This is a genomic window from Labrys sp. HAY1-8F (genome assembly GCF_056754975.1).
The window spans coordinates 1,597,295-1,623,557 of record NZ_JBPGWZ010000001.1 but is presented as its reverse complement, the minus strand read 5'-3'; the positions used below and the strand labels follow the sequence as shown (position 1 = coordinate 1,623,557).

The window sequence follows — 26,263 nt, the reverse complement described above, 5'->3', positions numbered from 1 at the left end:
GATGATCCTCGATTTCGTCCGCACGATCCTGGCGGCAGGGGCGATCACCCTGCTGCTGGCCTTCGCCTCGCTGGTGGTGGCCGTTCTCCTCGGCCTCGGCGCGGCCCTGTGCAAGGTCTCGCGCCATAGGACGCTGGCGGCGCTCGCGGGGATCTACACCTTCGTGGTGCGCGGCATCCCCGATCTGGTGATGATGCTGCTGGTCTTCTACAGCCTGCCCTCCTTCATCGATCAGCTCGGCGAATGGCTCGGCTTCGACATCCATGTCGAGTTCTCCCCGCTCGGGGCGGGCATCGCCACGCTCGGGCTGATCTTCGGCGCCTACATGACCGAGACCTTCAAGAGCGCGCTTCTCAACATCCCCCGTGGCCAGATCGAGGCGGCTGAGGCCTATGGGCTCGGGCGCACCCGCACCTTCACCCGCATCGTGCTGCCGCAGATGATCCGCCTGGCGCTGCCCGGTTTCACCAACAACTGGCTGGTGCTGGTCAAGGCGACGGCGCTGGTCTCCCTCATCGGCCTGCAGGATGTGATGTTCCGCGCCAAGGGGGCGGCCGAGGCCACCGGCAAGCCCTTCACCTTCTACCTGGTCGCCGGCGGCTTCTATCTCGCCATCACCATCCTCTCCATGCTGGTGCTGGCGTGGCTGGCGCGGCGCTACGAACTCGGCACAAGGAAGCTGGCGCCATGAACTGGGACGTCATTGCCGAAAATCTCGGCCTCTATGCCGAGGGCGCCCAGTTGACGCTGACCCTCACCGTCGCCTCCCTGGCGATCTCCTTCTGCCTCGCCATCCCGCTTTCCTTCGCGCGCAACAGCGCCAACCGGCTGATCCGCCACCTCGTCTTCGCCTATACGCTGGTGTTCCGCGGCACCCCCCTGCTGGTGCAGCTCTTCCTGATCTATTTCGGCCTCGCCCAGTTCGAGCTCGTGCGCGCCAGCCTGCTCTGGCCCTGGCTCTCCAGCCCGCTTGTCTGCGTGCTGATCGCCTTCGTGCTCAACACCACCGCCTACACCACCGAGATCTTCGCCGGCGCCCTGCGCCACATCCCGCCCGGTGAGGTGGAGGCCGCCACCGCCTATGGCATGTCCGGCTGGACGCGGGCGCGGCGCATCCTGGTGCCGGCGATGCTGACCCGGGCGCTGCCGCTCTATGGCAACGAGACCATCATGATGCTGCACGCCACCTCGCTCGCCAGCACCGTCACCCTGCTGGAGACCACCGGCGTCGCCCGCATGATCACGCTGAACTACTACATCCAGTTCGAGCCCTATGTCGCGGCCGCGATCGTCTACCTCACTTTGACCTTCGTCCTGGTCGGCGCCTTCCGTCTCGTCGAGCGCCGCTGGGCCGGCTACCTCGACGTCCGCCCGTCCTGAGGTTCGCCGCCGGCCATCCCCCGCTTTTCCAACCCGATGCCGCCCGCGGGCGGCCCGCATAGAGGATCCCCATCATGAACCAGAAAGCCGATCTCGGCGCGCTGTTCGGCGCGGCGGCCGATACGCAAACCTTCCTCGGCCTGCAGGAATGCCGCGACCTTGCCACGCTCACCGCCCCGATCGCCCTGATCGGCGTGCCCTGCGCCACGCCCTATCGCTCCGTCGGCGCCTATTGCCGCAACGCGCCCGACGCCCTGCGCCGCGCCACCGCGGCCCTCACCGCCAATCTCGACCGCCACGATTTCGACAATGGCGGCAAGGTCTTCCCGGAGCCGCGCCTGCGCGCCGTCGATTGCGGCAACCTGCCCTATGACGAGAATGACGGTGCCGCCAACCGCGCCGCCATCGCCGTCGCCGTCAATACCATCCGCGCCCGCGGCGCGGTGCCGATCGTGCTGGGGGGCGATGATTCCATCCCCATCCCCATGCTCGAAGCCCTGGGGGCGGAGGAGGGCGCCCGCTACACCATCCTGCAGATCGATGCCCATATCGACTGGCGCGAGGTGCATATGGACGAGCGCCTCGGCCTCTCCTCCACCATGCGCCGGGCATCGGAAATGCCCCATATCGAGCGCATCATCCAGGTGGGCGCCCGCGGCATCGGCTCGGCCGCGACCAGCGACTATGAGGATGCGCTGGCCTGGGGCGTGACATTCGTGCCGGCTTACGACCTGCACCGCCAGGGCGTCGAGGCCGCCCTCGACCTCATCCCCGAAGGCAGCCGCATCGTCATCTGCATCGACGCCGACGCCCTCGACCCGGCCCTGGTGCCCGGCGTCATCGGCCGCGCCCCGGGGGGCCTCACCTATTACCAGCTCGTCGACCTCATCAAGGGCGCCGCCCGCCGCGGCCGCATCGAGGCGATGGACTTCGTGGAATTCATGCCCGAGCGCGACGTGGACGGGATTGGGGCGCTGACCTTTGCCAGGGTGATCACCACGGCGCTGGGGGTGATTGCACGGCAGCGGGTGTAAGGAGCGGGAGGACGGCCGCCGGTGGAGAGCCGGTGGCTGTTCATAAGAAGTGCCGCCGTTCATAGCCTTCGGCCGGCACGCTGGTCATCGTCGCCCATGGCGATCTCGGCGCGCTGCTGGGGCTGCAGTTCAGTGCCGGCGAATTGTGGAACGTCGGCAGCGCCTTCTGCAGGGGCCCCTACACCGTGCTCCTGCGCCGTTCCAAATTCGGCATCCCCCTGCTGCCCACGGTGGTGGTTCTGCTCGGCGCCGGCGCCCTTGCCACCCCGCCTTTCTATCTGTGGGAGCTGACCGGCGGCGGCTCGGCCCTGAATGCGAATGGCCTGCTGGCGCTCGCCTATCTGGCCGGGCCGGGCGGCGCGCTGATGTATTATCTCTACAATCGCAGCGTCGAGGCGCTCGGCGCCGGCCGTGCTAGCATGCTGCTTTATCTGCAGACCGTCTTCGTGGCCCTGCTCGCCTATCTCCTGCTCGGGGAAAGCCTGCATGATTACGACATCTGGGGCGCGGCTCTTATCATTGCTGGTTTGGTGTTGCCGGCATTGATCAGGCATAGGCGCGTGGCATCGCCTCGGCCGCAATGAGCGACTATGAGAATGAGCTGGCCTGGGGCGTGAAATTCGTGCCGGCCCATGACCTGCACCGCGGGGTGTCGAGGCGGCTGTTGACCTCATCCCCGAAGGCAGCTGCATCGATGCCGACGCCCACGACCCGGCTTTGGTGCCCGGCGTCATCGGCCGGGCCCCGGGGGGTCTGAGCGACTACCAGCTCGTCGACCTCATCAAGGGTGCCGCCCGCCGCGACCGCATCGAGGCGATGGACTTCTTGGAATTCATGCCCGAGGGATTGTGGAGGGATCGGCGCGCTGATCCTCGCGCGGGTGATCACCACGGCGCTAGGGGTGATTGCAAGGCAGAGGGGGAGGGGTGAGAGGACGGCCGCCGGTGCAGGGCCGGCGCCTGATGGGGCAGTATCGTCCCTCGAAAGAAGTATTTCGTCTGTACCGACTTCGAGAAGTCTTAGCAATTGGGTCGTTCAGATGCGAACCGCGGAAAAGCTAAAATGGGGGAGGAAGACGGAATGGTATGTCTCAGGCTTTAGATGGCACCGTCTCACCTAGAAATTCTTCCACAAGCGGACCGCAATGTGTGCTGACAAGACAAATCGCAGCCTCGAGCTTATGATTAATTTCGGCGGCGCGGCGACCGCCTCCAGATGAATCTTCACATACTTAGCTCGAAGGTCGCCAATTATTCAAGAAGGCAACAAGGCCTTCCGGCAGGATGCTACGTTCAATGAAAAGTGGTATCGCTTTCCTTCCTTCCGGTGTGGCAGACACAAGGTCCGTATGGGAAAGAGAGACCAATCCCGCACTTATCATAAAGTCGAGGAAGGCTCTGGCAAACTTAGGGTCACCTTGAGCAACGCCGCGCTGGGTTAAGCCACGTCGCTGACTATTCTTTTGATCTGCAATGTTCTCGCAGATTTTCAAAACAATCGGGAATCTCGGATGGTTCTGCCAAACGTAGAATGGTTCAACTGCATCAGCGAGCGCGCCGTGGTAAGCTAAATACCCGATCGCGGCATCGCCGCTAAGGCCGAGATTTCGATCTCCCTGCCGGACCAGAAAGTTGCTGTCGCGATCGATTCCGCGGAAGTCAGCTCCCTCCAACGCCACAGACTCGAATTCGCATTCGAACAGCAAGCAGTCGACGAACTTTGTAGAGGACAGCATGCAGTTTTTAAAAATTACACCATCGAAGACTGCATCTTGAAAGTCGCTGCCATTTAAGTCGAGATCAGAAAAGCTCGACCGTATGAATGCGGAGTTCCGCGCCGAGATTGCAATTGCTGAGACACCAAGCTCTTCACGGCTCAGCCCGATAGATTCTATGTTAATATCTGACAGATTAAGTGAACCAGTTCCTCCGCCACCGCATACGTAAGCCAAAGCGGCGTTCAAACCATTTGAATGCCGACGTAATAGATCCCAACACAATGAAAGGTATGATCCAATTGGCGAACTTCCCCTTAAGGGCCAAAGATCCCGTAGTTTATCTATGACTTCGTTCCGGATCGCTTCAGGCAAAGATGCCACAAACGAGCGCATGGCGTCCGAGATTGGTGGAGTAGATCCAGATAAGTGGCTTGCCAATACCTTTCCGATCATCGACTCCGCGACTAGATACTCACGGAGTGAATTGTGCGAAAAGAGCCATCCGTCGGGACCCTCCTCCCTGCGTGTCAGTGTTGCTGAGCTACGAAGGTCTTGAAAAAATTCGTCTCGCCTCGATCGTCTCTCTTCAGGACTAAGTCGTCGGAGAGCGGATTTAAATACCTCATCTATAATTTGCATGAACGTCTCTTCATCAGCAGAAAGGATGTTTTGCTGAGACAAAGTGAATGCTAGACGCTGAAGAGCTTGGCGTCTCATCTCCGGATCCAAACTAGGAGATCTGTGAAGATCTCTTATCATAAGTCGGTCAATGATGAGTTTGTATATTTTCCATTCTGTCAAGCTCTCTGCAGCTAATCCTGCCGGATCTTTACGAATATCGTCAATGAGTTCTAGCAAAAAAGAAACAATTACAGGCTTTCCTCCGAGAGATTGCCTAGATCCGCCAACAGAATCACGAAAAATCTGCGACAGCATGCTAAGAACTAATTGCTGCCCTTCAGTGTCACCCTCCAATTTTTTCCGAACGAGCGACTGAGTTTGAACTTCATCCAGGTCTCTTAGGTACCTCTCCCTTCTGTTCAGGACGTAATTTTCGAGAAGTCGATCTATGGAACGTTCTCCTGCAAGGACAATCCGATCCATCTCGCTCAAATAATACTTATTCTTCTCCAGAGATGTATAAAGAGCATCAAATACATTAAGTTCTTCCGATTCTGTAAAGTAATTTGGTCTACTTGTAAGGATACCGCGGGCTCCCTCAGACGACAATTCCGCCAAAGCACTGAGGCAAGCCCGCCTTTCACGTGCATTAAGGAATTGTGCCATTTCGTCGTATCCATCGAGTAGAAGAACCACCCGGCCTGTTGCAATAAGGTGTCGCATGAACTCCATTGGAATGTGGGAAAGACCATTGGTATCCAAGAAATGATGAAGAAGAGATCGAGCATCAAACTGACGTCCAAAATTCTTAAGTTCGATGCGAATAGGAATTGGGCTGGTTGGGTCGGCCTTGTAGGCTCTTAACCATTGATCTCTAAGCACAAGAGTAAGTGAAGTCTTGCCGGTTCCATATTCGCCTAAAATAACTAGCCATTTAGAGGCGTGACTGTCGCTTTTAATCCAATCGTTGAGCCATTCCGTCGCAAGATGTTCGCCTACTGCGTCACGCAAGAACGGTTCTTCATAATCGGAAACAAGCGAGGCAACAGTTGAACTCGCTAGTGCTGAGTCCACATATGGCGCAAACTTCTCAAAGCGAGTAAATAGCTCGTCATATGTGTATGTTAAAATTCTTGTCTTCGAGGCCCTTTCCGCCACTGACGGTGTGAAGCCCTTAGTCGATATGGAAACACATGTTGATCCGGGTTTAAGTTCTCGGATTAACGAGAACTTAGTCATATCTTTTCCATACTTTGTAACATCAACGTATTGTACGGTAGCCTCAATATAAATCTCCGAAGCAAACGGGTCACCCTTAGGGGATGCCACAACGTCTACCTCGGCACCATTGATCTCGACTCCGTAGCGTACGTCATAGTTATTCATCGAGAACAGACGTCCGATAGCGCGCGGGAGCAATTTCTCGTCGAGAAATTCGACAGAAGCATTATTTGTCACAACCGCCTGATTCATCTGGTACCTGCACAACCGCCGAAGTGAGCCATATCCTTTATTCTATGGGAGCACGGTTGCTTAAACAAGCGAATGTCAAAGCAACCCCCATTTATTGAGATAATTTTCGGTTCGCGAAGAGTATACAATAAAGTATGTGACTACCAGATGGGGCGCTTGACAACCAGATTGCTCCAGTCTGAATGTAGACAACTTCGAGGATCACGCTCGTCGTTCGGAACAGCTAACTGGTGGCGCAAGCGCGACCGTCAGGGGACGGAGCCGCCTTCGGACTAGATCGTTCCTCGTAAATGCCGACTTCTCTGCAAGGGTATTTAAAAAGTAAACTGAACGGCCTCGTCTCAATCGAGCTAGAAGCAAGACGGAGCAGGCCCTCCAGTCCCTCCAATCTACTTTCACCCCCTCGGCGTTAGATGCACCCCTGCCAGCGTACACCGCACCGAGCCGCCGGCGCGTTCGATGGTGGGGATGTCGAGGGCGACGCAGCTGGCGCTCTGCTCGATGATCTCGCGCTGCTCGGGCGTCAGGGCCGCCAGGGCCGTGGTCGAGAGGGCGAGGAGGCGGCCGTCCTTGCCCTGCAATTCGATTGCATTGCCGGCAAAGTTCTCGATCTGGCGGTTGCTCAGGGCCAGCACCTCGCGGCCGGAGCGTTCGAGGCGGGCGACGATCTCGGCCTTGCGGGCGCGGTCGACGATCATGTCGAGGCCGATCAGCACGAAATCGGTGGCAACGCACATCAGCACATTGGTGTGGTAGATGGCGGCGCCCTTGTCGTCGCGGGCGTCGAAGGCCATCGGCTCGAAGTTGAAATGGGTGCAGAAGCGCTCGAGGGCGATCGGGTCGGTGCGGTCGGAGCGCACGGCATAGGCCACCCTGTCGATATGGTCGAGTACCATGGCGCCGGTGCCTTCCAGGAACAGGCCGTCGGGCTCCAGGCCGGAATAGTCGATGACCTCCTGCACGCGGTAATCGGTCTTCAGCATCTCGATGACGTCGGCCCGGCGCTCGCGCCGCCGGCTCGGCGCCTTCATCGGATAGAGGGCGACATGGCCGCCGGCATGGGTGGAGAACCAGTTGTTGGGAAACACCGAATCCGGGGTTGTCCGGCTTTCGTCCTCGAAGAGATGCACGGTGACGCCGTGGGCCGACAGGGTTTCAGCGGCGCGGGTGATCTCGGCATGGGCGAGCGGGGCGAGGTCTTCGCCGCCGCTGCCCGCGACCTGGAAATGATTGTCGGCGGCCGTCTCGGTGTTGACGGTGAAGTGGTGCGGGCGAACCATCACCACGGCGGAGGGGGCCTGGACCGAGAAGGCAGGGCGCTTGGACATGGGGGCTCCGGGGCGTCGAGTCTACACCCTCCCCTGGAGGGTGTCGGCCATTCCACTTGGAATGGCCTGAGGTCGGCCTGAAAGGCCGGGGTGGGGTGAAAATGCTCAGGCGGTGGCGACAGCGTCCCTTCATCGCGAAGAAGGCCACCCCACCCCGGACTTCGTCCGACCCTCCCCCTCCAGGGGAGGGTAAAGGCCTCGCCTCAGCGGGCGCGCTGCAGCATGCCGAAGAGGTCGCGCGGGTCGTCGGGATCGGCGATCATGTCGAGCTCCTGGTAGAAATCGGTGCCGACGATCTGGGCGCGCAGGTAGCGCAGGGCCGAGAAGTCCTCGATGGCGAAGCCCACGCTGTCGAACAAAGTGATCTGGCGCTCGTCGCGCCGGCCCGGCACCTGGCCGGTGACGACCTGCCAGAGCTCGGTGATCGGGTAGGAGCGGTCCATCTGCTGGATCTCGCCCTCGATCCAGGTCTGCGGCGGATATTCCACGAAGCAGTCGGCGCGCAGGAGGATGTCCTTGTGCAGCTCGGTCTTGCCGGGGCAGTCGCCGCCGATGGCGTTGATGTGGATGCCGGGGCCGACCATGTTGTCGGTGAGGATGGTGGCGAACTGCTTGTCGGCGGTGCAGGTGGTGACGATGGCGGCGCCCTCGATCGCCTGCTGCGAGGAGGTGCAGGGGATGACGGTGAGGCCGCTGCCCTGAAGGTTGCGGGCGGTCTTCTGCGTCGCCTTGGGATCGATGTCGTAGAGCCTGACGGTGTCGATGCCGCACACCGCCTTCATGGCGAGGGCCTGGAACTCGGCCTGGGCGCCATTGCCGATCATCGCCATCACCTTGCCGCCTTTGGGGGCGAGGTGGCGGGCGGCCATGGCCGAGGTTGCCGCAGTGCGCAGCGCCGTCAGCAGCGTCATCTCGGTCAGCAGCACGGGATAGCCGGTGGCGACATCGGCGAGCAGACCGAAGGCGGTGACGGTCTGCAGGCCCTCGGCGGTGTTCTTGGGATGCCCGTTGACATATTTGAAGCCGTAGATGGTGCCGTCCGAAGTCGGCATCAGCTCGATCACGCCGTCCCGCGAATGGCTGGCGACGCGCGGGGTCTTGTCGAAGCTCTCCCAGCGGCCGAAATCCTCCTCGATCAGGTCGGTCAATTCGGCCAGCACCCGCTCGATGCCGAGATGGTGGACGAGGCGCATCATGTTGTCGACGCTGACGAAAGGCACCATCGCCTTCTCGGAGGGCAGGGGAGCGGTCATCGAAGGATCCCGGAACGGTCACTGTTGCTTCCAGTTGTAGGCCGTACGAATGTTCACCGAAATCGCAATCCTGTGTTAAATCCGTCAACAGATTATACAGATTGCTAGGTCGGGTTGAGAAAAATGTCAGTGACGGGCCGGGACACCGAAACGGTCAAATATATTCCCGATGCACTCGACCGCGGCATCATCGCGCATCTGCGCACCGATGGCCGGGCCTCCCTTTCCAAGCTTGCCGATGCCCTGGGCGTGGCGCGCGGCACCGTGCAGAACCGGCTCGACCGCCTGATCGAGACTGGCACGCTGCTCGGCTTCACCGCCCGCGTCCGCGAGGATTACGACATGAACGCCGTGCATGCGGTGATGATGATCGAGGTGGTCGGCAAGTCGACCACGCAGGTCATCCGCAAGCTGCGCGGCCTGCCGGAGGTGCACACCTTGCACACCACCAACGGTAACTGGGACCTCGTCGCCAACATCCGCGCCGCGAGCCTGGCCGAATTCGACCGCGTGCTGCGCGAGGTCCGGCTGATCGACGGGGTGTCGAACAGCGAGACGAGCCTGCTGCTGAGCAGCGTGTGAGACGGGGCAGCGGGCTGTCGTGGTCGCCTCGGTGCCCCAACAGAACAAGGCGCAACCAGCCTTCTCCACAAAGTGGGGAAGGTGTCATTGCGAAGCAATGACGGATGGGGTGTGGCGGGCAGCGCAACTCGGATCGAGGGATTGGCACGACCGTTGTGCCAGTTGTCGTAGGGCATCGCGCTGCACACCACACCCCGTCCGACCCGGCTTCGCCGGGCCACCTCATGCATTTCTTTCAGAAACGCAAAGACCACTTCGTGGAGAAGGCTGGTCGTGCGCTACTGGGCAAGGTTGCGCTCCCTGACTGCGGGAGGTGTCGGGCCTATCTACCCGCCATGCGGGTGCCCCAAAGCCCACACCGGCTTGTGATCGATTGAACCCTTGCCCCGACAGGCCTAGGCTGATTGTCTGGAATCGCTCCAAGGAGGGGATATGCCCTTCCGACTCGCGGGAGACTGCCATGGCCTATACCATCAAGATCAACGGAACCGCTCACACCATCGATGCCGATGGCGACACGCCGCTTTTATGGGTGCTGCGTGACATTTTGGGCATGACCGGCACCAAGTTCGGCTGCGGTGCCGCCTTGTGCGGTGCCTGCACCGTGCATGTCGACGGCACGGCTGTCCGTTCCTGCGTCACGCCGCTGGAAAGCGTCGGCGAGAGCGCCGTCACCACCATCGAGGCGATCGGGCAGACCGCGCAGGGCAAGGCCTTGCAGAAGGCCTGGCTCGATCTCGAAGTGGTGCAGTGCGGCTATTGCCAGTCCGGCCAGCTGATGTCGGCCGCGGCCCTGCTCGCCGCCACGCCCAAGCCGAGCGATGAGGACATCGATGCCGCCATGTCCGGCAATGTCTGCCGCTGCGGCACCTATCAGCGTATCCGCGCCGCCATCCATCACGCCGCTGCTTGAGGGAGGAAGGGATCATGCCCGACGGTACCGATACACGCCAACAGCGTTTTCCAGAAAAGTTGACAGACTTTTCGATTAAGAAAACGCGTCAAAACAAAGACCTCGATCGCCGCGCCTTCCTGAAGGCGGGAGCCGCCATCGGCGGCGGCTTCGTTCTCACACTCGCTTTGCCGCCGCTGGCCGGATCGCCGGTCGCCGCGGCCGAAGCCAAGGACTTCGCGCCCAATGCCTTCATCCGCATCGACAGGCAGGGCCTGGTCACGCTGGTGATGCCGATGGTCGAGATGGGCCAGGGCGTCTATACCGCCCAGGCCATGCTGCTGGCCGAGGAGCTGGAGGTCGGCCTCCACCAGGTCAAGCTCGAACATTCCCCGCCCGACGACAAGCTCTATGGCAATGCCCTGCTCGGCAGCCAGGCGACGGGCGGCTCCACCACCATACGCGCCTTCTGGCAGCCCTTGCGGCAGGCCGGCGCGGCCGCCCGCACCATGCTGATCGCCGCCGCCGCCAAGCGCTGGAACGTCGACGCGGCCAAGCTGACGGCCCGCGACGGCGCCGTGCTCAATCCGGCCAGCAATGCGACGCTCGGCTACGGCGAGCTCGCCGACGACGCCGCGACCATGCCGGTGCCCAAGCCCGAGAGCATCACCCTCAAGGACCCCAAGGATTTCAAGCTGCTGGGCACGCCGGCCAAGCGGCTGGATACGCCGGACAAGGTGGTCGGCAAGGCCGAGTTCGGCATCGACGTCAAGCTGCCGGCCATGAAGGTCGCCGCCATCGCCATTTCGCCGGTGTTCGGCGGCAAGCCCAAATCCGTGGACGACAAGGCGGTGCTGGCCGTCAAGGGCGTGCGCCAGGTGGTCAAGACCGACGATGCCGTCGCCGTGATCGCCGACCATATGGGTGCGGCCAAGAAGGGCCTCGCCGCCGCCAACATCACCTGGGACGACGGGCCGAACGCCAAGGTCGACAGCGCCGGAATCGTCAGCCAGCTCACCGAGGCCTCCAAGCAGCCGGGCGCGGTGGCCCGCAACGAGGGCGACACCGCCAAGGCGCTCGCCGGCGCCGCCAAAAAGCTCGAAGCCATCTACCAGGTGCCCTTCCTCGCCCATGCCGCCATGGAGCCGATGAACTGCACCGTGCATGTGCGCAAGGATGGCTGCGATGTCTGGGTCGGCACGCAGGTGCCCACCATGGCGCAGGCGGTCGCGGCCGAGATCACCGGCCTGCCCAAGGACAAGGTCAAGGTCTACAACCACCTCATCGGCGGCGGCTTCGGGCGCCGGCTGGAGGCCGATGGCGTGGCGCGCGCCGTCAAGGTGGCCCAGCAGGTCGATGGGCCTGTGAAGGTGATCTGGAGCCGCGAGGAAGACATCCAGCACGACATGTACCGGCCCTATTATTTCGACCGGATGTCGGCGGGGCTCGATGCTTCCGGTAAGCCGGTGGCCTGGACCCATCGCATCGCCGGCTCTTCGATCCTGGCGCGCTACTTCCCGCCGGCCTTCAAGGACGGCATCGATTCCGATGCGGTGGAGGCGGCGGCCGAACCGCCCTATGCCCTGCCCAACATCCATGTCGACTATGTCCGGGTCGAACCGCCGGGCATCCCGACTTCCTGGTGGCGCGGCGTCGGGCCGACGCACAACGTCTTCGTGGTCGAGAGCTTCATGGACGAGCTGGCCGCCGCGGCCAAGGCAGATCCGGTCGCCTATCGCAAGGAACTGCTCGCCAACAACCCGCGGGCGCTCGGCGTGCTCACGCTGGCGGCCGAGAAGGCGGGCTGGGGCAAGCCCCTGCCCAAGGGGCGCGGGCGCGGCGTCTCCGTGCAGTTCGCCTTCGGCAGCTTCATGTCGATGGTGGCTGAAGTCGAGACGGCCGCAGACGGCTCGCTCAAGGTGCATCGCCTCACCTGCGCCGTCGATTGCGGCCTGCAGGTCAACCCGGACACCATCGCCGCGCAGGTCGAGGGTGGCGCGATCTTCGGCCTCACGGCGGCGCTGCACGGCGCCATCACCTTGAAGGACGGCCGGGTGGAGCAGGGCAATTTCGACACCTATCTGCCCATGCGTATCGACGAGGTGCCGGTGGTGGAAACCCATCTGGTCAAGAGCGCCGAGGCCCCTGGCGGCATCGGGGAGACGGCGACCGTCGCCGTCGGCCCGGCCGTCGCCAACGCCGTCTTCGCCGCGACCGGCAAGCGCATACGCACCCTGCCGATCGACACGGATGCGCTGAAGACCGGGTGAGACTGCGACCTGCCTTACCCTCCCCTGTAGGGGGAGGGTTGAGGCGAAGCCTCGGGGTGGGGTGACTTCTTCGGAAAAAGACCTGTTTCTATGGTCACGATCCGTGTTTCTGCATCCCACCCCGGCCTTTCAGGCCGACCCTCTCCCTCCAGGGGAGGGTAAGGGATTGGGGCTTATACCGCCGATCCCCAATGTCGCCGTCAGCTCCTGGGCCGCCGCGGCGCCGGCGCGATTGGCGCCGATGGTCGAGGCCGAGGGACCGTAGCCAACGAGATGGATGCGTGGGTCCCGGGCGACCTGCGTGGCCAGGCGGCCGGTCATCACGATGCCGCCATCGTCCTCGCGGATCTGCAGCGGCGCCAGATGGTCGAGCGACGAGCGAAAGCCGGTGCACCACAGGATGACGTCGACCTTTTCCTCGCTGCCATCGGCCCAGCGCACGCCGTCCTGCGTGATCGCGCTGAACATCGGCCGGCGCGCCAGCACGCCCCGCTCGCGCGCGGCCCTCAGGGCCGGGGTGAGGGGCAGGCCGGTGACCGAGACGATGGAGCCGGGGATGAGGCCGCGCCGCACCCGGTCCTCGACGATGGCGACGGCCGCCCGTCCGTCCTCGGGCGTGAAGGGGCGCTCGCGGAATTGCGGCTCGCGTCGGGTCACCCAGATCGTCTCGGTCACGCGCGAGATCTCGTCGAGGATCTGCACGGCCGAGATGCCGCCGCCGACCACCAGGACGCGCTGGCCGGCGAAGGCTTCGGCGGTCTGGTAGTCGCGGGTGTGGAGTTGCCGCCCGCTGAAGCTCTCCCGGCCGGGAGTGTCGGGAATATAGGGCGTCTCCCAGGTGCCGGTCGCGTTGATGAGGCCGCGGGCCGAAAAGGTCTCCCGGTCCGTCTCGACCCGGAAGCGGCCGCCGCGCTCGCAGACGACCTTGACCATCACCGGACGATAGATGGGCAGCTCGAATTTGCGCTCATAGGCCTCGTAATAGCGCGGCACCGCTTGCGCTGCCGGCACCTCGGTGAGGCCGGGATCGATGATTTCGGCAAAGGCCATGCCGGGCAGGTCGTGCACGCGGTTGACGGTGCTCAGCGTCAAGGACGGCCAGCGATATTGCCAGGCCCCGCCCGGTGCGGGCGCCTTGTCGAGCACCAGAAAACCGCGCCCCGCCGGCAGGCCGAGCTCGTGCAGATGATAGGCGCTCGACAGCCCGGCCTGGCCGGCGCCGATCACGACGATGTCCACCTTGTAGGCGAGGTGGACGTCCCGCGCGGTTGTCGGATCGGCGGGGGGCGAAGCGGCATTCGCCCCCTCTTCATCATGCTCAGCCATGCTGCGAGAGTGGAGGCCGGGTTCCCGGAATTCAAGAGGGTGGAAACGGGCCCCGAACCGTCGGCGAGATTGCATCCCGTTGCCCGAGTTCATATAAAGCAAGCTGACGCTTTGAATATAACCCGCAGAGGACCATGTCGACGCCTGAGCTGGAAAATTCGAGCCTGCAAGCGCGCTCGGGACCCGATCGCCTGTTGCTTCTCCTGAAGACAAGGGGACAGCAGACGGCGGCCGAGCTCGGCCAGGCGATCGGCACGACTGGCGAGAACGCCCGCCAGCAATTGATGAAGCTCGCCGCCGAAGGCCTGGTCGAGACCGAATCTGTCGCCAGGGGCGTCGGCCGGCCCTCCCAGTTCTGGCGCCTGACGGCGCAGGGGCATGGCCGCTTCCCCGATACCCATGCCGAGCTGACGGTGAATCTGCTGCGCAATGTCCGCGACCTGCTCGGACCCGAGGCGCTCGAACGCCTGATCGCGGCGCGCGAGGACGAGATGCGCGCGGCCTACCGGGCCGAGCTTGGCCCGGTCGAGGGCCCCGAGGCCCGTATTGCCGCGCTCGCCGAGATTCGCACGCGCGAGGGCTACATGGCCGAGCAGCGCCCCGCCGAGGATGGCGCGGGTTGGATCCTCATCGAAAACCATTGTCCCATCTGCGCGGCTGCCACGGCCTGCCAGGGCTTCTGCCGCTCGGAACTCGCGATTTTCCGCGAAATGCTGGGGCCGCAATGCTCGGTGGAGCGAACCGAGCACATCGTCCATGGTGCCCGGCGCTGCGCCTATCGTATCCGACAGGAAGGATAGTGAGGCGTTGCGCCCACATTGTCTCGCGGTGTCGCGAGACGGGTGGTAGGTCTGCGATGGAAAGAGCGGCACGTTGCCATCCGCTGTTCAGGATGGCCGTAAAGACCGCTCGGCGGTAATGGGAAGGAAAGGCCGATGAGCGTCATGTCGGAACAAGAGGGGAGTGCGCTGGAAGCGTCGACCGTGCGGGCCGTGTCCTGGCGGCTGCTGCCGTTCCTGATGCTGGCCTATCTCCTGGCCTATCTCGACCGCGTCAATCTCGGCTTTGCCGCCTTGACCATGAATGACGAGCTGAAATTCTCGCCTTTGGTGTTCAGCTGGGGCGCCGGCATCTTCTTCATCGGCTATTTCCTCTTCGAAGTGCCCAGCAACGTCATCCTGCACAAGGTCGGCGCAAGCCGGTGGATCGCCCGCATCATGATCAGCTGGGGCATCATCTCCGCGCTGATGGCGCTGGTCGCGGGACCGGTGAGTTTTTACGTGTTGCGTTTCCTGCTCGGCGTGGCGGAGGCCGGCTTCTTTCCGGGCATCATCCTCTATCTGACCTATTGGTACCCGGCCAAATATCGCGCCCGCATTCTCGCGGCCTTCGCCGTCGCCGTGCCGGTATCGACCATGATCGGCGCGCCGATTTCCGGCTATCTGCTCGGCATGGACGGCATCGGCGGCCTGAAAGGCTGGCAATGGCTCTTCATCCTCGAAGGTATTCCGGCGGCCCTTCTGGGCATCGTGACCTGGTTTTATCTCACCGACCGGCCAGCGGCCGCCGGCTGGCTCAGCCCAGAGCAGAAAAGGTGGCTCTCCGACCGCCTGGAACGGGAAGAGGCCGCCAAGCAGGCCGCCCATCATCTGGGCCTGCGCCAGGCCTTGGCCTCGCCCAAGGTTCTCGTGTTGAGCCTGGTCTATTTCGGCTTCGTCGGGGCGCTCTATGGCATGCAGTTCTGGCTGCCGCAGATCGTGAAGGCCTTCGGCCTCAGCAATATCCAGACCGGCTTCGTGACGGCGATCCCCTATGTGTTCGGCTCGGTTGCCATGATCCTGTGGGCGCAGCACTCGGACCGCGTCCGCGAACGGGTCTGGCATGTCGCTCTGCCACTCTTCCTGATCGCCTTGTCCCTGGCCGCGGCCAGCACGCTCACCGATCCCGTCCTGACCATGATCGCGCTGACGGTGGCGGCCATCGGCGTGTTCTGCACCTTCTCCCTGTTCTGGACCTTGCCGACAGCCTTTCTGAGCGGGGCATCGGCTGCGGCCGGCATCGCATTGATCAATTCGATCGGCAATCTCGCCGGCTTTGGCGGACCCTATCTGATCGGCTGGTTCAAGGACCAGACGGGAGGCACCGCCATGGGGCTGCTGGCGCTATCGCTCCTGCCGCTCGTCTCGGCCCTGCTGGTGCTGGGACTGGGCCATGATTCGAAAACGGAATTCGTGGCCGCCGAATGACGGGTACCGCGCGGCCGGCGGGAGGGTCATGGCCCGATCCCGCTTGCCACCGGTTGCAGTATCGGTGCGGAACGGGCATCGGGGCCCTCAAGGTGCCTTCTTGCCGCTGGCATCGAACTGCTTGAGAAAGGCGATGACATTGGCGATGTCGTCCGGCTTCGACAGGCCGACAAAGGCCATCTTGTTGCCGGGCACCTTCTGTTTTGGGTTCTTAAGATATTCTGAGAGAGTGTCCTCGGCCCAGGTCAGGCCGGCGCTCTTCATTGCCGGAGAATAGGTATAACTGTCAATGGATCCCGATTTGCGACCGATTACTCCGTTCAACTCGGGGCCGACGGCGTTCTTGGCAGTTTCTCCAACCTGATGGCAGACTTTACACTTGATGAAGACTTTTTCACCGAGCGCCGCATCTTGCGCGAAGGCGGCACTCGATATCAGGATAGAGGCAAGAATTCCAACGGCGACCTGTCGCATTTTCTCTCCCTTTCGACCGTTCATCCAAGGTCATTGAAGATTAAGCTTAATTTCTGCTTATTTTATTCTTCATGTGTCATGCTGCGTTGTGAATCAGTCTAGGCGCAACGTAAAGTGACTGGACAGCATGAAGAATGATGACCACACTGCTTGTCAAGAATAGATATTATCTGCACAGGGAGGATACGTGCTTGCGGGCGGGTGCAATCGGGTCACTCCCGATTCGGCAGCAGCGGTCTTTTCAGAAGCAATATGATGGGGATGGGCCCATGATGATCCGCTCCGGTTCCGGGTTATGGTAATGATGAAGCGGCGACAATTTTTCGCGCTTGCGGGTGCAGGGCTGGGCGCGAGTTTTCTAGGCGGCATCGGCACGGCCCAGGCGCAATTGCCGCCGCTGCGCCTCGGTGTCCTGTCCTTCGGCACCGTCGAATGGGAACTCGCCGCCATCCGGGCGCTCGGCCTGGACAAGGCCGCGGGTCTGGCGATCGATCCGCTCAAGCTTGCCTCAAACGATGCGTCGCGGATCGCTTTTCTGGGCGATGCCGTCGACAGCATCGTGTCGGATCTGCTCTGGGCGGCGCGCATGCGCGGCGAGGGGCGCGATATCGTCTTCCTGCCTTTCTCGGCATCGGAGGGCGCGGTGATGCGGGCGCCGAACTCGACGATTGCCACCGTGGCCGATCTTGCCGGCAAGCGCATCGGTGTGGCCGGCGGAGCGCTCGACAAGAGCTGGATCATGCTGCAGGCCTACGCGCAGCATCAGGCCGGTCTCGATCTTGCCAAGGCGGCCATGCCGGTGTTCGGGGCGCCCCCCTTGCTGAGCATGAAGCTGGAACAAGGGGAACTCGATGCTGCCCTGCTCTACTGGAACTTCTGCGCGCGGCTCGAGGCCAAGGGCTACAAGCGCCTGATCGGTGCCGACGAGGTCGCAAGATCCTTCGGCGTCGAGGGGCCGCTTTCCTTCGTCGGCTATGTCTTCAAGCGTGGCGATGCACAGGCCGATGAGAAGATCTCGGCCTTTGCCCGCATATCGCGGCAGGCCAAGCAGGCGCTGGCCAGCCAGGAGGCGCTATGGACACAGCTTCGACCCTTGATGCAGGCCGATGACGAGGCAACCTACGGTGTCCTGAAGCGGAGTTTCATCGCCGGCATTCCCAGCCGTTCCGTCGAGGAGGAGCGCGCCGATGCAGCCAAGCTCTATGCCATGCTGGCCAAGCTCGGTGGCGAGAAACTGGTCGGCAAGACCGCCGCTCTTCCGGAGGGGCTCTATTGGACGGGGCGCTGACGGCATCGGGTCTGGGGCGTCTGGCGGGCGTTGTGGCCCGGCTGGTCTCGCTGCTCGCCTTGCTCGTGATCTGGGAGGTCGCTGCCAGGATGGCGAACGGGCCGCTGCTGCCCTCGCCGGGCGCGGTGTTCGCCTTCATCGTCGCTGAGACGCAGCGCGGAGACCTCATCGCCAATGTCGGCATCACGCTGTGGCGGGTAGCCGCCGCCTTTGGCGTGGCCATGCTGATCGGCAGTATCATCGGCGTCGCTCTCGGCCGCTGGCGCCGGGCCAATGCGGCTTTCGACGTCTGGCTGCTGGTGCTGCTCAACATGCCGGCCCTGGTGATCGCGGTGCTGTGCTACATCTGGCTCGGCTTGACGGAGGCCGCTGCGGTGACGGCGGTGGCCCTCAACAAGATCCCCAATGTCATCGTGGTGCTGCGCGAGGGGACGCGGGCGCTCGATCGTGATCTGGAGGAGATGAGCCGGGTCTATCGGTTCTCGGCCGTAACTTGGCTGCGCCATGTTCTGCTGCCGCAACTGGCGCCCTATGTCGCGGCCGCGGCGCGCTCCGGCCTGTCGCTGGTCTGGAAGATCGTGCTGTTGGTCGAATTGCTCGGCCGTTCCTCGGGCGTGGGCTACGCCATTTCGCTCTATTTCCAGCTTTCCGATGTCACGGCGGTGCTGGGCTATGCTCTTGCCTTCACCTGCGTCATGCTTGCCATCGAGTTCCTCCTGTTGCAGCCCCTGGAAAAGCATGCCCGACGCTGGCGTCCCGCCCTTGCTTGACGTGCATATCGCCAGCAAGGTCTACCGCGATGATCGCGGCAGGGCGGTGGAGGCTGTCAGGGATTTCGGCCTGTCGCTGGCATTCGGCGAGTTTGCCTGCCTGATCGGTCCCTCCGGCTGCGGCAAGACCACGGCCTTGAAGATCCTGCTCGGCCTTGACCGTGGCTTCGAGGGCAGGGTGGAGCCGGAAATCGAGACACTGACTGTTGGCGTGACCTTTCAGGAACCGCGCCTGCTGCCCTGGCGGACGGTGGAGCAGAACATCCGGATTGCCCTGCCGCCCGTGCAGCGCCGGCGTAGTCTCGACGACCTGTTCGGGCGGCTCGGCCTTTTGGAGTGGCGCAGCCATTATCCGCATGCGCTGTCGCTCGGCCTGCAGCGCCGTGTTTCGCTGGCCCGGGCTCTGGCGCTGGAACCGCAATTGCTGGTGCTGGACGAGCCCTTCGTATCGCTCGACGACAAGGCCGCCGCCGACCTGCGAGCCGGCCTGCTGGCGGCAGTCGCCCATCATCGCATCACGGTCCTGATGGTCACCCATAATGTGCGCGAGGCGATCGGGCTCGCTGACCGGCTGCTGTTTCTGAGCCACCGCCCCACCCGCATCCTGCATGAGGTGGTGATCGGCGAGGCGCGCGAGGACCGCCATTCGGCCTGGATCGAGGAGCGGCATCGCGAATTTGCCCGCCGCTTCGGCCTGTGATGCCCTTATAACAAGGCGTGTCGTCCGCGGTCCCCAGCCGCGGCGCCTGATGTGGGAGACTATGAGGTGGTGCGCCGGCTCGTCGTACAGATCTTTTTGTTGGCAATTTACTTTGTGTTCGCGACGAGCGCGGCCCTCGCGCAAACGCCGCCGCCCTTGCCGGTGACCGAGGTGGCGGAGGGTGTCTTCGTCTTTGCAGCACCGCATGAACTTGCCGCGCCGGGCAATAGCGATGCCATCGGCAATGCCGGCTTCGTCGTTGGCGGCGAAGCGGTCGCGGTCATCGATACCGGTGGTTCGAAGCAGGCGGGTCTTGCCTTGCTGGCGGCCATTCGTGCCCGCACCGACAAGCCCATCCGCTATGTCATCGATACCCACGTTCACCCTGACCATCTGCTCGGCAATGCCGCATTCCGTCTGCCCGGCGCGGTGATCGTCGGTCATGCCAATCTGCCGGAGGCTCTGGCAGCGCGCGCCGACACCTATCTTTCGGCGACCCGCAGGCTGATCGGTGAGAACGCCTTTGCCGGGACCGAGGCGATCCCTCCCACTTTGCTGGTGAAGGATCGTCTCGCACTGGATCTCGGCGGGCGCCGCCTCCTGCTCGAGGCCTGGCCGACCGCGCATACCAACACCGATCTCACCGTGATGGACGAGAAGACCGGCACCTGGTTTCTCGGAGACCTGCTTTTCTCGGGCCATGTACCTGCCCTCGACGGTAGTCTCAATGGCTGGCTTGCCGTGATCGGTACACTGCGATCGCGGCAGGCCGCGCGCGTCGTGCCGGGGCACGGGCCGGCGGCGATGGCCTGGCCGGGCGCGGCCGACGCCATGGTTCGCTACCTCGAGCGCCTGCGGGACGATTTGCGCACCATGATTGCCCAGGGTCGGCCCCTGCAAGAGGCCGTGAAGGAGGCGGCGCAGTCGGAACGCGGCAACTGGCAGTTGTTCGACGACTTCAATGTTCGGAATGCGACAAGCGCCTATCGAGAGCTGGAATGGGAGTAGGCGACGACCTGCTGGGGCACCGTATAGTACCATCGTTATTTTGCGCTGCACGCAGAAGATGATGCGGTGCATCATAATAAGGTAAAAATAAATCTAATGGTATGTCAGTCAAATCTTGCATGAACTGAACCCGTTGCATAAGGTAATACATCTTCGACTTCCAACGGCACCGTGATGGGGATCGCAGTGTCGATTCGAAAGCCAGCGGCTTATGCCTATGGCTCCGAGGCGAAATCGCCGGCTGTGACACGCTGTCGAAGAGACGAGGTATCCCCAAGGCTAGAAGAACGACATTCAAGTTCGGCATGTGGTCCGGCGGGACGGCATGCGTGTGGCCACTCGGAGGAAGCCCAATGAAAAAACTGATAGCGTGGCTGGGCGTGGTCTGCTCGCTGTTTTTTGGCGCGCAGGCCTACGCCAATGATGAAGTCCAGAAGCTGACTCAGGATCCCAACCAGTGGGTGCTGCAGACCGGCGATTATGCGAACACACGATATTCGAAGCTCGACCAGATAACCTCGGAAAACGTCAAAAAGCTCCAGGTCTCCTGGACCTTCTCGACGGGCGTCCTGCGCGGCCATGAAGGGGCCCCGCTCGTGGTCGGCGACATCATGTATGTCCATACGCCTTTTCCCAACACGGTCTTCGCCCTCGATCTCAACAATGAAGGCAAGATCATCTGGCGTTACGATCCCAAACAGGATCCCAACGTCATTCCCGTGATGTGCTGTGACACCGTCAATCGCGGTCTGGCTTATGCCGACGGCAAGGTGTTCCTGCATCAGGCCGACACCACGGTGGTGGCGCTCGACGCCAAGACCGGCAAGGTGGTCTGGTCCGTCGTCAATGGCGACCCCAAGAAGGGCGAAACCAATACGGCGACCGTCATGCCCGTCAAGGACAAGCTCCTCGTCGGCATTTCCGGTGGTGAATTCGGCGTGCGTTGCCATCTCACCGCCTACGACCTGAAAACCGGCAAGCAAGCCTGGCGCGCCTATTCCATGGGCCCGGACGATGAAATGCTGGTCGACCCGGAAAAGACTACCGAGCTCGGCAAGCCGATCGGCAAGGATTCCAGCATCAAGACCTGGCAAGGCGACCAATGGAAAACCGGCGGTGGCTGTACCTGGGGCTGGTATTCCTATGATCCCAAGCTGAACCTGGTGTATTATGGTTCGGGCAATCCCTCGACCTGGAACCCCAAGCAGCGCCCCGGCGACAACAAGTGGTCGATGACCATCTTCGCCCGTGACGCCGACACCGGCATGGCCAAGTGGGTCTATCAGATGACGCCCCATGACGAATGGGACTATGACGGCGTCAACGAAGTTCCGCTGGTTGATCTCAAGATCGACGGCAAGGAGCGCAAGGCCCTGGTCCATCTGGACCGCAACGGCTTCGGCTACACCCTCGACCGCGAGACGGGCGAGCTGCTGGTCGCCGAAAAGTATGACCCGGTGGTGAACTGGGCCACCAAGGTCGACATGGACAAGAACAGCAAGACCTATGGTCGTCCGCTGGTCGTGGCCAAATATTCGACCGAACAGAATGGCGAAGACGTCAACACCAAGGGCGTATGCCCTGCCGCTCTCGGCTCCAAGGACCAGCAGCCGATGGCCTATTCCCCCAAGACCGGTCTCTTCTACGTGCCGACCAACCATGTCTGCATGGATTATGAGCCGTTCAAGGTGAGCTACACCCCGGGCCAGCCTTATGTCGGCGCCACTCTGTCGATGTATCCGGCCCCCAACAGCCATGGCGGCATGGGCAACTTCATCGCCTGGGACGCTGCCAAGGGCAAGATCGTGTGGTCGCTGCCCGAGCAGTTCTCGGTGTGGTCCGGACCGCTCGCAACCGCCGGTGGCGTCGTGTTCTACGGCACGCTGGAAGGCTATCTGAAGGCCATCGATGCCAAGACGGGCAAGGAACTCTACAAGTTCAAGACCCCCTCCGGCATCATCGGCAACGTGATGACCTACACCCACAAGGGCAAGCAATATGTCGCAGTGCTCTCGGGTGTCGGTGGCTGGGCCGGTATCGGCCTGGCGGCAGGCCTGACCGATCCGAATGCGGGTCTGGGCGCCGTTGGCGGCTATGCAGCCCTCAACAGCTACACGGCGCTCGGCGGACAGCTGACGGTGTTCGCACTGCCATGAGTGGATGAGGCTACCCAGAGCAAAGCGCGTTCAAGCGTGAACGCGTGTTTGCTCTGGCTCGCTGCTTCGAGGCGTCTTTGCGATTCTCGTCGATGTCGACAAATCGCAAAACACTCTAGTCGATCATCCAGTTGAGGCTGGAGGAAGCTTCGTCTTTCCTCCAGCCTCCTCGCCAGACAAAAGCAGAGCCTGCCTGTTTTCGGTGCCGTTCGGCCCGCGAAATGGTGGCCTGCGCCCTGAGTGGGAGACAGACGATTGCTTGTCCAAGCCAATCCAATCAAATTACAAACCGGGAACCGCCCCGCCGCCCCCCTTCAACGTAGCGCGCTCTTCGGCTTGACGGCGCTGGCGTTGAGCCTTTTTGCCGCGACGTCGGCCTTCGCCGATCCTGCCAAGCCGGCAAGCAGCGAGGATGGCAAATATAGCGATGCCGAGGGTGCACCAACCTATAACGTTACTGCAGATGGCAATGTGGATTGGTATACTTTCTCCGGTTACCGGCGGTATCATTCCGAATGCACGGTGTGCCATGGCCCGGACGGAGCGGGTTCGACCTATGCGCCGGCTCTCACCGATTCCCTGAAAAAAATGAACTATGAGCAGTTCACCACCGTCGTGGTGCAGGGCCGCAAGGATGTCAGCACGTCAAGCCAGAAGGTGATGCCCACTTTCGGCACGAACCGGAACGTGATGTGCTATCTTGATGACATCTATGTCTATCTGCGAGCGCGCAGCGACGGTGCACTCGCGCGCGTCCGTCCCGAAAAACACGACCCCAAGCCGCAGAGTGCCAAGGATGCCGAAACGGCCTGCATGGCGAATTGAGTTCAGCCAGCTTCTCGTGCCAGGACTTGCCCTGGCCGGGTTGGCGTTCGGCTTGAATCCTGCCAGCGCCCAGCAGGTGCCCGAACTCGTCGACAAAGCCAATCTGCGCGTATGCTCGGATCCGGCCAACATGCCGTTCTCGAACCGCCGCCAGGAAGGGTTCGAGAACCGCATCGCCGAGATCGTGGCCAGGGAGTTGCAGCGGCCGGTGCGGTATTACTGGCTGCAGCAGGGCATGGGCTTCGTGCGCAACACGTTGGGCACGGGCCTGTGCGACGTCATCATCGGGGCAGCATCGGGCTCCGATCTGACGCAGCATACCAACCCCTATTACGCATCGACCTATGTCCTCGTGGTCAAGGCGGCCGGACCCCTTGCCGGTGTCACCAAGTTGGAGGATGCCGCCCTCAAAGGACGCAGATTTGGCATCATCGCCGGGACGCCGCCCGTCGATCACCTCCAGCGGCTTGGCCTGGTCGACAAGGCCAAGAGCTACGGGCTGACCCTGGATCAGCAGGATAATGCGGCGGGCAAGGAAGCGATCGACGATCTCGTCGCGGGGACGACTGATGGCGCCCTGCTGTGGGGGCCGATCGCCGGTTATTACGCCGGCAAGGCCAGCGTGCCGCTCAAGGTCATTCCCCTCGTGCAGGAGAGCGAGCGGCCCCTGCTGGCCTATCGCATCACCTTCGGCATCCGGGCGAACGAGACGCAGTGGAAGCACACGCTCAACGCCGCTATCCGCAAACGCCAAAAGGACATCGAACAGGTGCTTGACGACTATGGTGTGCCCAGGGTTTCCATCGAAAGCCTGCCGGCGGAGCGGCCCAATCTCGCCGCCGGGCAGATGCAGGAGTGATGTGATGACCCGAATGACAGTGCGCAGTGCCGTCATTCTGGTCCTCGCGCTTTTGGCGCAACCCGTGCATGCAGGCTCCCCTCCCGAGCCAAATGGCTACCGTCTCGATGACTACAAGGCGCCGACGCCGGCAACCCTCGCCGGCGCAACCGTGCTGGACACTGGGCGAGCCGAGGCGCTGTGGAAAACGCGAGAGGCCATCTTCGTCGATGTCCTGCCGCACCCGCCCAAGCCGGCGGAGCTCCCAGCCGGCACGGTTTGGCGGGACCCGCCGCATGAAACCATAGCGGGCGCGGTCTGGTTGCCGGAAGTTGGTCGCGGAGCCCTGGCGGCACCGACGGAAGAGTATTTCAAGCGCAGCCTCGCGGAGCTGAGCCAGGGGCGCCACGAGCAGGCGCTGGTATTCTTCTGCAAGAAGGATTGCTGGATGTCGTGGAATGCCGCCAAGCGTGCCCTGAGCTACGGCTATGGCCGCATCTACTGGTATGGCGACGGCGTTGACGGCTGGAAGGCCGCAGGACTGGCCATGGAGGTGGCCAAGCCGAGGCCCTGATCGGTGATGCTGCAGGCCGGGACGGAACCAGAAGACGTCCTTGGTCGTCTTGTCCATCAGGAAGGGAGAAGCATGATGTCTTCTATCCAGACTCTTGCCGGACTGGTGCCTTCGCGCCGGCAGGTCCTCGGCGGTGCATGCTTGGCCGCCATTCTTCTTCTTGCCGGTCCGGGCGTGGCTGAGGCGGGCGATACGCCGAGCGAAGCGACCTGGGATTCCATCCGTACGGACATTTTCGGCCAGCAGGGCATAGATGCCGAGCCGACTGTGACGCTCGGTGCGCCCGCCAGGGCCGAGGATGCGGCGCTCGTGCCGATCGAGGTGCATATCAATCTGCCACCCGGCGATGCCCGTACGGTCAAGGCAATCACGCTGGTGGTTGACGAGAATCCCTCGCCATTGGTGGCAGTCTTCAAGCTCGCAGAAGGCAGGCGGCAATTCGGCCTGTCGACGCGCATCCGCGTCAATTCCTATTCCTATGTCCGGGCGGTCAGCGAGACCAGCGACGGAAAGCTGCACATGACCAAGGTCTTCGTGAAGGCGGCGGGCGGCTGCTCTGCCCCGGCGGGGAAGGACCCGGCCGAGGCCAAGGCCAATCTGGGCAAAATGCGCTTCCGCGACTTTACGAGCACGGGCAGCCAGGAAGCCCAGGTCCAGATCCGCCATCCCAATTATTCCGGCATGCAGATGGACCAGGTGACGCGGCTCTACACACCAGCCTGGTTCGTGCAGACCCTTGCGGTTGCCCAGGGCGACAAGCCGGTCTTTTCCATGGAGGGCGGCATCTCGCTCAGCGAGGATCCCACTTTTCGCTTCAGCTATGAGAAGAATGGTCAGGCCGTCACCGTCGACGTCAAGGACACCGAAGGCAACGAGTTCAAGCGGGCCTTTCCGGCTGACGGGGGCAGCTGAAACGGGGCACCGGAAGCGACGCTGGCGGGCAGACAGGAAGAACAGGCAGGATGCCCATAGGCGCTGACTTTGCGGCACTCGGTGCTTATCTGGTGTGTTGATCTCCAGATCGACCATCTTGGAAGCGCGGTGCTTGCCGGCAGGAAGATGCCGATCTGGAGATCGGCACACCTCGTTTCAGGCGCCTCCACTCGCAAAGTCAGCGCCTATGGGCAGGATGCCTGCGATCCTACATCGAGTAGCTTTCCCTGCGACCTGGTCTTAGAAGAAGCGTCACCGAAACACGTGATGTGATCAAACAATGGCCGGCAACGTCGAGACGCAGGATCATCTTGAAATCGGTCTCGATGCGAACGAGGCCGTCGTCTTGTTCGAGCTTCTTTCGCGCTGGTGCGATCCGAAGACCGGCGCCACGCCGGCGGGCTCATGTTTTGAAAGCACCGCCGAATGCGTAGTCCTTCACAGGCTTCTGGGCAGCCTCGAGAAACAGCTCGTCGCTCCGTTCAAGCATGATCATGCCGAGACCCTCGCACGGGCCCGAAGCCATCTTCAGCATGATTGGGATTATCCGACGTTGAACGGCTGAGCCCGCATAC

The 26,263-nt window shown here is 62.4% G+C and carries 25 protein-coding genes; 20 read left to right on the top strand and 5 right to left on the bottom strand.

Translation table 11 applies throughout. The annotated features are described in order from the left end of the window. The first annotated feature begins 1 nt into the window (after window position 1). From ACR9ZN_RS07495 to ACR9ZN_RS07475, 5 genes are all read left to right on the top strand, one after another. Window positions 2–691 (top strand): ABC transporter permease, encoded by a 690-nt coding sequence (locus ACR9ZN_RS07495; protein ID WP_481271806.1) that lies wholly within the window; start codon window positions 2–4, stop codon window positions 689–691. Continuing rightward, window positions 688–1,380 (top strand): ABC transporter permease, encoded by a 693-nt coding sequence (locus tag ACR9ZN_RS07490; protein ID WP_481271805.1) that lies wholly within the window; start codon window positions 688–690, stop codon window positions 1,378–1,380. The genes ACR9ZN_RS07495 and ACR9ZN_RS07490 overlap by 4 nt, the downstream gene beginning before the upstream one ends. Window positions 1,381–1,454: 74 nt before the next feature. Next, window positions 1,455–2,414, top strand: coding sequence for an arginase family protein (locus tag ACR9ZN_RS07485; protein WP_481271804.1), 960 nt, complete (start codon window positions 1,455–1,457; stop codon window positions 2,412–2,414). 143 nt (window positions 2,415–2,557) lie between these two features. Beyond that, window positions 2,558–2,998: a DMT family transporter gene (locus tag ACR9ZN_RS07480; protein WP_481271803.1), complete on the top strand. Its 441-nt coding sequence runs from the start codon at window positions 2,558–2,560 to the stop codon at window positions 2,996–2,998. Window positions 2,999–3,086: 88 nt separating this feature from the next. Then, window positions 3,087–3,344 (top strand): arginase family protein, encoded by a 258-nt coding sequence (locus tag ACR9ZN_RS07475; protein WP_481271979.1) that lies wholly within the window; start codon window positions 3,087–3,089, stop codon window positions 3,342–3,344. Between the two features lie 301 nt (window positions 3,345–3,645). Here ACR9ZN_RS07475 and ACR9ZN_RS07470 read toward each other — a convergent pair whose 3' ends face one another. The 3 genes from ACR9ZN_RS07470 to ACR9ZN_RS07460 form a co-directional block, all read right to left on the bottom strand. Then, window positions 3,646–6,225 (bottom strand): NACHT domain-containing protein, encoded by a 2,580-nt coding sequence (locus tag ACR9ZN_RS07470; RefSeq protein ID WP_481271802.1) that lies wholly within the window; start codon window positions 6,223–6,225, stop codon window positions 3,646–3,648. A 395-nt stretch (window positions 6,226–6,620) separates the two neighbouring features. Beyond that, window positions 6,621–7,553: a citrulline utilization hydrolase CtlX gene (gene ctlX / locus ACR9ZN_RS07465; protein ID WP_481271801.1), complete on the bottom strand. Its 933-nt coding sequence runs from the start codon at window positions 7,551–7,553 to the stop codon at window positions 6,621–6,623. Between the two features lie 203 nt (window positions 7,554–7,756). Continuing rightward, window positions 7,757–8,806 (bottom strand): ornithine cyclodeaminase, encoded by a 1,050-nt coding sequence (locus tag ACR9ZN_RS07460; protein WP_481271800.1) that lies wholly within the window; start codon window positions 8,804–8,806, stop codon window positions 7,757–7,759. Between the two features lie 123 nt (window positions 8,807–8,929). Here ACR9ZN_RS07460 and ACR9ZN_RS07455 point away from each other — a divergent pair, with 123 nt between their 5' ends. The 3 genes from ACR9ZN_RS07455 to ACR9ZN_RS07445 all read left to right on the top strand — a co-directional run bounded on the left by ACR9ZN_RS07455 (window position 8,930) and on the right by ACR9ZN_RS07445 (window position 12,550). Beyond that, window positions 8,930–9,388: an Lrp/AsnC family transcriptional regulator gene (locus tag ACR9ZN_RS07455; RefSeq protein ID WP_481271799.1), complete on the top strand. Its 459-nt coding sequence runs from the start codon at window positions 8,930–8,932 to the stop codon at window positions 9,386–9,388. Window positions 9,389–9,848: 460 nt separating this feature from the next. Continuing rightward, window positions 9,849–10,301 carry a (2Fe-2S)-binding protein gene (locus ACR9ZN_RS07450; RefSeq protein WP_481271798.1) on the top strand — a complete coding sequence of 151 codons (453 nt, stop codon included), beginning with the start codon at window positions 9,849–9,851 and terminating at the stop codon, window positions 10,299–10,301. A 14-nt stretch (window positions 10,302–10,315) separates the two neighbouring features. Beyond that, window positions 10,316–12,550, top strand: coding sequence for a xanthine dehydrogenase family protein molybdopterin-binding subunit (locus ACR9ZN_RS07445; RefSeq protein WP_481271797.1), 2,235 nt, complete (start codon window positions 10,316–10,318; stop codon window positions 12,548–12,550). Window positions 12,551–12,679: 129 nt separating this feature from the next. Here the strand turns inward: ACR9ZN_RS07445 and ACR9ZN_RS07440 are convergent, their stop codons facing one another. Next, window positions 12,680–13,876, bottom strand: a complete 1,197-nt coding sequence (locus ACR9ZN_RS07440) for an NAD(P)-binding domain-containing protein (RefSeq protein WP_481271796.1) — start codon at window positions 13,874–13,876, stop codon at window positions 12,680–12,682. 134 nt (window positions 13,877–14,010) lie between these two features. On the opposite strand from ACR9ZN_RS07440, the gene ACR9ZN_RS07435 reads away from it, so the two are divergent. Together ACR9ZN_RS07435 and ACR9ZN_RS07430 are read left to right on the top strand one after the other, a co-directional pair. Beyond that, window positions 14,011–14,676, top strand: coding sequence for a helix-turn-helix transcriptional regulator (locus ACR9ZN_RS07435; protein WP_441771639.1), 666 nt, complete (start codon window positions 14,011–14,013; stop codon window positions 14,674–14,676). Window positions 14,677–14,811: 135 nt separating this feature from the next. Beyond that, complete coding sequence (locus ACR9ZN_RS07430) at window positions 14,812–16,122, top strand: MFS transporter (RefSeq protein WP_434960022.1); 1,311 nt, start codon at window positions 14,812–14,814, stop codon at window positions 16,120–16,122. Window positions 16,123–16,209: 87 nt separating this feature from the next. Here ACR9ZN_RS07430 and ACR9ZN_RS07425 read toward each other — a convergent pair whose 3' ends face one another. Further along, window positions 16,210–16,596 carry a c-type cytochrome gene (locus ACR9ZN_RS07425; protein ID WP_434960023.1) on the bottom strand — a complete coding sequence of 129 codons (387 nt, stop codon included), beginning with the start codon at window positions 16,594–16,596 and terminating at the stop codon, window positions 16,210–16,212. A 301-nt stretch (window positions 16,597–16,897) separates the two neighbouring features. Here ACR9ZN_RS07425 and ACR9ZN_RS07420 point away from each other — a divergent pair, with 301 nt between their 5' ends. From ACR9ZN_RS07420 to ACR9ZN_RS07375, 10 genes are all read left to right on the top strand, one after another. Continuing rightward, window positions 16,898–17,884 (top strand): ABC transporter substrate-binding protein, encoded by a 987-nt coding sequence (locus tag ACR9ZN_RS07420; RefSeq protein WP_481271795.1) that lies wholly within the window; start codon window positions 16,898–16,900, stop codon window positions 17,882–17,884. 89 nt (window positions 17,885–17,973) lie between these two features. Then, window positions 17,974–18,654: an ABC transporter permease gene (locus tag ACR9ZN_RS07415; protein ID WP_454819252.1), complete on the top strand. Its 681-nt coding sequence runs from the start codon at window positions 17,974–17,976 to the stop codon at window positions 18,652–18,654. Beyond that, entirely contained in the window at window positions 18,623–19,354 is a 732-nt protein-coding gene (locus tag ACR9ZN_RS07410) for an ABC transporter ATP-binding protein (protein WP_454817035.1), read from the top strand. Before ACR9ZN_RS07415 ends, ACR9ZN_RS07410 begins: the two co-directional genes overlap by 32 nt. Before the next feature lie 114 nt (window positions 19,355–19,468). After that, the gene (locus tag ACR9ZN_RS07405; RefSeq protein WP_481271794.1) at window positions 19,469–20,362 is read left to right on the top strand and encodes a quinoprotein relay system zinc metallohydrolase 2; all 894 of its coding nucleotides are present in this window, start codon (window positions 19,469–19,471) and stop codon (window positions 20,360–20,362) included. Window positions 20,363–20,715: 353 nt separating this feature from the next. Continuing rightward, window positions 20,716–22,518 carry a lanthanide-dependent methanol dehydrogenase XoxF5 gene (gene xoxF5 / locus ACR9ZN_RS07400; protein ID WP_481271793.1) on the top strand — a complete coding sequence of 601 codons (1,803 nt, stop codon included), beginning with the start codon at window positions 20,716–20,718 and terminating at the stop codon, window positions 22,516–22,518. A gap of 336 nt (window positions 22,519–22,854) precedes the next feature. Then, the gene (locus ACR9ZN_RS07395; protein ID WP_434961313.1) at window positions 22,855–23,343 is read left to right on the top strand and encodes a c-type cytochrome, methanol metabolism-related; all 489 of its coding nucleotides are present in this window, start codon (window positions 22,855–22,857) and stop codon (window positions 23,341–23,343) included. Window positions 23,344–23,395: 52 nt separating this feature from the next. Next, window positions 23,396–24,202, top strand: a complete 807-nt coding sequence (locus tag ACR9ZN_RS07390) for a substrate-binding domain-containing protein (protein WP_481271792.1) — start codon at window positions 23,396–23,398, stop codon at window positions 24,200–24,202. A 4-nt stretch (window positions 24,203–24,206) separates the two neighbouring features. After that, on the top strand, window positions 24,207–24,755 hold the full coding sequence (locus tag ACR9ZN_RS07385; protein ID WP_454817041.1) for a PQQ-dependent catabolism-associated CXXCW motif protein: 549 nt from the start codon (window positions 24,207–24,209) through the stop codon (window positions 24,753–24,755). A 72-nt stretch (window positions 24,756–24,827) separates the two neighbouring features. Continuing rightward, window positions 24,828–25,667: a quinoprotein dehydrogenase-associated SoxYZ-like carrier gene (locus ACR9ZN_RS07380; protein ID WP_481271791.1), complete on the top strand. Its 840-nt coding sequence runs from the start codon at window positions 24,828–24,830 to the stop codon at window positions 25,665–25,667. Between the two features lie 301 nt (window positions 25,668–25,968). After that, window positions 25,969–26,253: a hypothetical protein gene (locus ACR9ZN_RS07375; protein ID WP_434960031.1), complete on the top strand. Its 285-nt coding sequence runs from the start codon at window positions 25,969–25,971 to the stop codon at window positions 26,251–26,253. The last annotated feature ends 10 nt before the right edge of the window (window positions 26,254–26,263 follow it).